Here is a 6,647-nt window from a genome sequence, read left to right on the forward strand (position 1 = left end):
AGATCGGTGGGAGGAGCTGTCGCGAAGCGGTCGAAAAGATCGCCGACATGGCCGGTGTGCCGATGCCGGTTCGCGATGCGCAGGAGGAGCGGCGCGAAAAGGAACGCGCCAGCCTGACAGACGTCATGGAGATGGCCACCACCTTCTTCCAGGAACGGCTGCAGGGGCCGGAAGGCGCCAAGGCGCGTGCCTATCTGCGCGACCGCGGACTGACGCCGGCGACGCAGCAATCGTTCCGGCTCGGTTTTGCGCCCGACAGCCGCAATGCGCTGAAGGAGCATCTCGCCGCCAAGGGCGTGCCCAAGGCCGACATCGAGGCTTGTGGACTGGTACGCCACGGCGACGACATCCCGGTTTCCTATGACTGGTTCCGTGACCGCATCATGTTCCCGATTCCGGATTCCCGGGGCAAGATCATCGCCTTCGGCGGCCGTGCTTTGCAGCCGGACGCGCTGGCCAAATACATGAACTCGCCTGACACCGAGCTCTTCCACAAGGGCAACGTACTCTATAATTTCGCCCGCGCCCGCAAGGCCTTGGCCAAGGGCGGCACGGTCATCGCCGTCGAAGGCTATATGGACGTGATCGCGCTGGCGCAGGCCGGCTTCGAGAATGTCGTGGCGCCGCTCGGCACCGCGCTTACCGAGAACCAGCTCGAACTGCTCTGGCGCATGGCGCCGGAGCCGATGCTGTGCTTCGACGGCGACAAGGCCGGGCTGAAGGCAGCGTGGCGGGCCGCCGACATGGCGCTGCCATCTGTGCAGGCCGGCCGTTCGGCGCGCTTCGCGCTGCTGCCGGAAGGCAAGGATCCCGACGATCTGGTCAAGGCCGAAGGACCGGATGCGTTTCGTCGCGTGCTGGCCGAGGCGCGGCCGCTGGTCGACCTTTTGTGGATGCGTGAGACGGCGGGCGGCGTCTTCGATACGCCGGAGCGGCGGGCCGAACTCGAGAAGACGCTGCGCGAGCTGACCAGCCGCATCCGCGACGAAAGCCTGCGCTACCACTACCAGCAGGAGATGCGCGAGCGTGTGCTGAGCTTCTTCGGCTCGCAGCGCAGTGGGCGTCAAGGTCGGCAGGACTGGAAACAGGGCCAGGGCAAGACGGCCGCGCCCGGCGGGCAGTTCGCCAAAGGCGGTGGCGGCCGCATTGCGATCACCGAAAGCCTCGGCCAGTCGGCTTTGGTCAAACGCGGCGGCGAGGGGATGTCGGTGCGCGAGGCGACGATCATCGTGGCGTTGATCAACCATCCGGCGCTGATCGACGAGAATTTCGCCCATATCGAGTTCCTCGATCTCGCCAACTCCGACCTGAGGCGGCTGCATGCGGCAATCCTCGATGCGATGGCGCATGACATGGCCAATGACCGTCAGGCGGTGATTGCGACGATCGAACGCGCCGGCTGTGCCGATATCTGGGAGCGGGCCGTCGGGCTGATCCGGCGGATGCGGCAATGGCCGGCGCTGGAGACCGCCGCCCTTGAAGATGCCCGCGATGCTTTCAGCCAGGCGCTGCACTTGCAGCGCAGCGCGCGCACCTTACATAAGGAGCTGAAACAGGCGGAAGCGGCGCTCGCCACCGATCCCACAGACGAAAACTACCGGCATCTGATCGAAATTCAGGCGCAATTCCAGGATGTGCAGGCCACGGAAGCGCTGATCGAAGGGTTTGGCGTCTCCTCGGGCAGGGCTGGGCGAGCTTAGTTGGAAGCGAGTGAATTGAGAAAGCGTCGTTGCGCGTCCAAATGGCGCGTAACGGGCTAAGTCGGGTAATTGATTCGCTTTTTTCATGCGAATCATGCGAGAGGCGCTTGACCTTCTGGCAGATTGGCGGAATCAGGACGATTCGAAACGTTAACCCGAACCCGCGTCGACGGGAAATAAGCGATGTGAGGTACTGGTCACTGGACAGGCAGCCCGCCTGCCACAGATATCAGGGTTAATCTGGACTTAATGCATGTCGCCCAAAAGGGGAAACCCGATTTGGGCAACGACATACACCAAACGAAACGAGTTGATGCAGTTACTGGCCCGGTGAAGCGCGTTTCATAAGCGAGCGCACCCGATTTGACTGGTCCGACAGCTTACGCGGCTTTGAAGTTCGGCCGCTAGGAGAAGATAAAGACTATGGCGACAAAGGAAAAGGAAGAGGTCGAAACCGAACGCGAAGGCGCCACCGATGGCCCTCTGCTCGACCTTTCCGATGATGCTGTCAAGAAGATGATCAAGGCCGCCAAGAAGCGCGGCTATGTCACCATGGACGAGCTGAATTCGGTGCTGCCCTCAGAGGAAGTGACCTCCGAGCAGATCGAGGACACGATGGCGATGCTGTCCGACATGGGCATCAACGTGGTCGAGGACGACGAGCAGGGCGAGGAGCCCGAGGCCGCCGACACCGCGGCCGATGCCGAGGAAGACGCCAACGAGTTGGCTGAGCAGACCGGCACCGCGGTCGCCGCCACCACCACCAAGAAAGAACCGACCGATCGCACCGACGATCCGGTGCGCATGTATCTGCGCGAGATGGGCTCGGTCGAGCTGTTGTCGCGCGAGGGCGAAATTGCCATCGCCAAGCGCATCGAGGCCGGCCGCGAGACGATGATCGCGGGTCTGTGCGAAAGCCCGCTGACCTTCCAGGCCATCATCATCTGGCGCGACGAACTCAACGAATCCAAAATCCTGCTGCGTGAGATCATCGATCTCGAAGCCACCTATGCCGGCCCCGAGGCCAAACAGGCGCCGGTGGTCGAGCGCGTCGAGGAAGCCAAGGTCGAGGACAAGCCGCGCCGTTCGCGCGACGACGAAGACGACATCACGAATGTCGGCGCCGATACGCGCGGGCTGACGGATGACGACGACGAAGACGAGGACGAAGCGAGCCTGTCGCTGGCCGCGATGGAAGCGGAACTCCGCCCCCAGGTGATGGAGACGCTCGACGTTATCGCCGACACCTACAAAAAGCTGCGCAAGCTGCAGGACCAGCAGGTCGAGAACCGTCTGGCCGCCGCCGGCACGCTGTCGCCCAGCCAGGACCGCCGGCTGAAGGAGCTCAAGGACCAGCTGATCAAGGCGGTGAAGTCGCTGTCGCTCAACACGGCGCGCATCGAGGCGCTGGTCGAGCAACTCTACGACATCAACAAGCGCCTGGTGCAGAACGAAGGCAAGCTGCTCAGGCTGGCCGAAAGCTACGGCGTGCGCCGCGAAGAGTTCCTGAAGGAATATCAGGGTTCCGAGCTCGACCCGAACTGGACGCGCTCGATCGGCAATCTGACCTCGCGCGGCTGGAAGGAATTCACCAAGAACGAGAAGGATGCGATCAAGGACCTGCGCGCCGAGATCCAGAACCTCGCCACCGAAACGGCGATCTCGATCCTGGAATTCCGCAAGATCGTCAATCAGGTGCAGAAAGGCGAGCGCGAAGCGGCGATCGCCAAGAAGGAAATGGTCGAAGCCAATCTGCGCCTCGTCATCTCCATCGCCAAGAAATACACCAATCGCGGCCTGCAGTTCCTCGACCTGATCCAGGAAGGCAATATCGGCCTGATGAAGGCGGTCGACAAATTCGAATACCGCCGCGGCTACAAGTTCTCGACCTATGCGACGTGGTGGATCCGGCAGGCGATCACGCGTTCGATCGCCGATCAGGCGCGCACCATCCGTATTCCGGTGCACATGATCGAGACGATCAACAAGATCGTGCGCACCTCGCGCCAGATGCTGCACGAGATCGGCCGCGAACCGACGCCGGAAGAACTGGCCGAAAAGCTTGCCATGCCGCTCGAAAAGGTGCGCAAGGTCCTGAAGATCGCCAAGGAGCCGATCTCGCTCGAAACGCCGGTCGGCGACGAGGAGGATTCGCATCTGGGCGATTTCATCGAAGACAAGATGGCGATCCTGCCGATCGACGCGGCGATCCAGGCCAATCTGCGCGAGACCACCACGCGCGTGCTGGCCTCGCTGACGCCGCGCGAGGAGCGCGTGCTCAGAATGCGCTTCGGTATCGGCATGAACACCGACCACACGCTGGAAGAAGTCGGCCAGCAGTTCTCGGTCACCCGCGAGCGTATCCGCCAGATCGAAGCCAAGGCGCTGCGCAAGCTCAAGCACCCGAGCAGGTCGCGCAAGCTGCGCAGCTTCCTGGATAGCTGAGACTTACCGATGCAAAGAGTTCAAGGGCGCCAATGGCGCCCTTTTTTGTTGTGCGACGCACTCTTGCGGGCCAGGCCCTTCGGGAGGATAATTTCGGTGTCGGATGCATTTTCTGGGCGACAACCCGGATGCCCGCCCCGGCGAAGCCGCCGTGCTCCGTGGCCCCGGAGGGAGGTGTGCCATGACAAGCTACATCGTGCTGATGAACTGGACGGAGCAGGGTGCCAGGAACATACGCGAGTCACCGAAGCGGCTCGACGCCGCCAGGAGGCAACTGGGAGACATGGGCGGGTCGTTCAAAGCGTTCTACCTGACCATGGGCGAATACGATATGGTGGCTGTGGTCGAAGCGCCCGACGACGCGGTGCTGGCGCGCTTCTCGCTGATGCTGGCGGCAGCGGGCAATGTCAGGACGCGGACGCTGAAGGCCTTTCCCGAACTAGCCTACCGCGAGATCATCACCTCGCTCGGGTGAAGGAATCGGCAGGGTTTCTCGAACGTCGCTGGTTGGTGCCGGCCTGGTGGCGCTTTGCCGCAAGACGGGGCGCTTCGCCGTGATAGAATGCGGCCGGGGAGATCGCGATGAAGAAGGTTTCGATATTGGTCGCCAGCTTTGCCGCTTTGTCGCCGCTGCCGTTTTCCGCCGGCGCCAGTGCGCAAAAACCGGTCGGCATGGCCAATCCGGCATCCGTCCATTGTGGCGATATCGGCGGGCGCCTGGTGATCAGGAAGGACAAGGCCGGCAACGAATATGGGTTTTGCCGCTTGCCCAATGGGCGCCTTTGCGAGGAGTGGGCGCTGTTTCGCGACAACAAGTGCATCGGGCCGAAGGCGGCCATGCGCCGCAAGTGACACACCTGCCATCATAGGGTGAGATCATGTCCGAACCGCATTCCCATTCGCATCTGTGGCCCGGCGTGCCACTCGCGCTTGGCTCTGCCGCCCTGTTCGGGGCGACGCCGCCGCTCAGCAAGCTGCTGCTCAATGGCGTCAATCCCTTCATGCTGGCCGGCCTGCTCTATCTCGGTGCCGGTCTTGGGCTGGCTCTGTACCGCCTGCTTCGGGGCAGGCAGGCCGCGGCCGGGGAGGCGCAACTGACCGCTGGGGATGTTCCCTGGCTGGCGCTGGCGATCGGCATGGGCGGCGTTATCGCGCCGGTGCTGCTGATGTTCGGCTTGACCCTCAACACGGCGTCCAGTTCGGCGCTGCTGCTCAACCTGGAAGGGCTGGCGACGATGGCGATCGCCTGGCTCGTCTATCGCGAGAATGTCGACCGGCGCCTGCTTTTTGGCGCTTTCGCCATTCTGGCGGGTGCCATTCTTCTGTCGTGGCAAGGTGAGGGCGTCGCCTTCAACCGTGGCGCCCTGATGGTGGCAGGGGCTTGTCTGGCCTGGGGGATCGACAACAATTTCACGCGCAGGATCTCCGCCACCGACCCGGTGGTGATCGCCATGCTCAAAGGGCTGGTGGCGGGTGTCGTCAATGTCGGGCTGGCGCTTGCCGGCGGGGCCTTGTTTCCCCCGGCGTCGGTTATTGCAGCGACCGCCGCAGTCGGTTTCTTCGGCATCGGGGTCAGCCTGGTGATGTTCATCGTGGCGCTGCGTCATCTGGGCACCGCGCGGACAGGGGCCTATTACTCGCTCGCTCCCTTCATCGGCGCGTTGCTGGCAATCGCCATCCTGGGTGACGCCGTCACGCTCAAGCTGGCGGCCGCCGGAGTTCTGATGGGCGTTGGCCTGTGGCTGCATCTGTCGGAACGCCATGAGCACGAGCACGATCATGAGGAATTGGAGCACGAGCACAGCCATGTGCATGATGAGCACCACCAGCACCATCATGACGGGCCGGTGAGTGAGCCGCATTCGCACTGGCACCGGCATGCGCCGATGCGCCACCGGCATCCACATTATCCCGACCTGCACCACAGGCATGGCCACGGATAAATGCTGACCGTCTGGTACAACACTCGCTGCCCGGTCTGCGATGCCGGTATCGGCAGGCAGAAGCGGCGGCTGATCGAGGCGGTCAAGGCCGGGCGGATCGAGTTCCGAGACATCAATCTTGAACCGGCAGCGCTTACCGGACATGGCGCGTCGCTTGACGACATCCGCCGCCGGCTGCACGCCACCGATGCGGCGGGCAGGCTGCTGGTCGGCGCCGATGTCGCGATTGCCGTTTGGCAGGCAACGCCAGGCGAGGGCTGGCTGGCGATGGTGTTCGGCAATCCGTTTATCTTGCCGCTGACACGCTTTGCCTACGACCGCTTCGCCGATCTTCTCTATGCCTGGAACCGGCGCAAGGGTCGCTGGTAGCGGTTCGTCATTGATGACCGCAGGGCAAAAGGTCCGGAGGACATCTCCGGACCTTTTTCGTGTGAGCTATCGGCTGGCCGGCTCGCAGAGCGCGCCGACGATGCGGCGCACTATCGGCAGCACCAGCAGCAGCGTTGGAAACGCCACCAGCCAGGACAGGCCCCAGGCGGTCAGCCAGATGGACGGCAGC

7 protein-coding genes are annotated in these 6,647 nt (G+C 63.3%); 6 read left to right on the plus strand and 1 reads right to left on the minus strand.

Features of this window, described 5'->3' with window-relative positions:
* From dnaG to EN964_RS20030, 6 genes are all read left to right on the plus strand, one after another.
* The coding region (gene dnaG / locus EN964_RS20005) for a DNA primase (protein ID WP_127276657.1) at window positions 1-1,700 on the plus strand (1,700 nt) is incomplete at its 5' end.
* Between the two features lie 423 nt (window positions 1,701-2,123).
* A complete protein-coding gene (gene rpoD, locus EN964_RS20010; RefSeq protein ID WP_013530149.1) occupies window positions 2,124-4,145 on the plus strand; it encodes an RNA polymerase sigma factor RpoD in 2,022 nt (673 codons plus the stop codon).
* Window positions 4,146-4,326: 181 nt separating this feature from the next.
* Window positions 4,327-4,620, plus strand: a complete 294-nt coding sequence (locus tag EN964_RS20015; RefSeq protein ID WP_127271340.1) for a GYD domain-containing protein — start codon at window positions 4,327-4,329, stop codon at window positions 4,618-4,620.
* A 107-nt stretch (window positions 4,621-4,727) separates the two neighbouring features.
* Complete coding sequence (locus tag EN964_RS20020) at window positions 4,728-4,997, plus strand: DUF333 domain-containing protein (protein WP_127271342.1); 270 nt, start codon at window positions 4,728-4,730, stop codon at window positions 4,995-4,997.
* A gap of 26 nt (window positions 4,998-5,023) precedes the next feature.
* Window positions 5,024-6,088 (plus strand): DMT family transporter, encoded by a 1,065-nt coding sequence (locus EN964_RS20025; RefSeq protein WP_127271344.1) that lies wholly within the window; start codon window positions 5,024-5,026, stop codon window positions 6,086-6,088.
* Window positions 6,089-6,457 carry a thiol-disulfide oxidoreductase DCC family protein gene (locus EN964_RS20030; RefSeq protein ID WP_127271346.1) on the plus strand — a complete coding sequence of 123 codons (369 nt, stop codon included), beginning with the start codon at window positions 6,089-6,091 and terminating at the stop codon, window positions 6,455-6,457.
* Between the two features lie 66 nt (window positions 6,458-6,523).
* Here EN964_RS20030 and EN964_RS20035 read toward each other — a convergent pair whose 3' ends face one another.
* On the minus strand, window positions 6,524-6,646 hold the full coding sequence (locus tag EN964_RS20035) for a DUF2798 domain-containing protein (RefSeq protein WP_373565063.1): 123 nt from the start codon (window positions 6,644-6,646) through the stop codon (window positions 6,524-6,526).
* Between the last annotated feature and the right edge of the window lies 1 nt (window position 6,647).

It is taken from the genome of Mesorhizobium sp. M7A.F.Ca.CA.001.10.2.1 (genome assembly GCF_003998575.1).
GTDB lineage: Bacteria > Pseudomonadota > Alphaproteobacteria > Rhizobiales > Rhizobiaceae > Mesorhizobium.

Bases quoted from the DNA above. Each gene is read 5' to 3' on its own strand.
- EN964_RS20025 (WP_127271344.1), top strand. From the start codon at position 5,024: ATGTCCGAACCGCATTCCCATTCGCATCTGTGGCCCGGCGTGCCACTC.
- EN964_RS20015 (WP_127271340.1), top strand. From the start codon at position 4,327: ATGACAAGCTACATCGTGCTGATGAACTGGACGGAGCAGGGTGCCAGG.
- EN964_RS20030 (WP_127271346.1), top strand. From the start codon at position 6,089: ATGCTGACCGTCTGGTACAACACTCGCTGCCCGGTCTGCGATGCCGGT.
- EN964_RS20020 (WP_127271342.1), top strand. From the start codon at position 4,728: ATGAAGAAGGTTTCGATATTGGTCGCCAGCTTTGCCGCTTTGTCGCCG.
- rpoD (WP_013530149.1), top strand. From the start codon at position 2,124: ATGGCGACAAAGGAAAAGGAAGAGGTCGAAACCGAACGCGAAGGCGCC.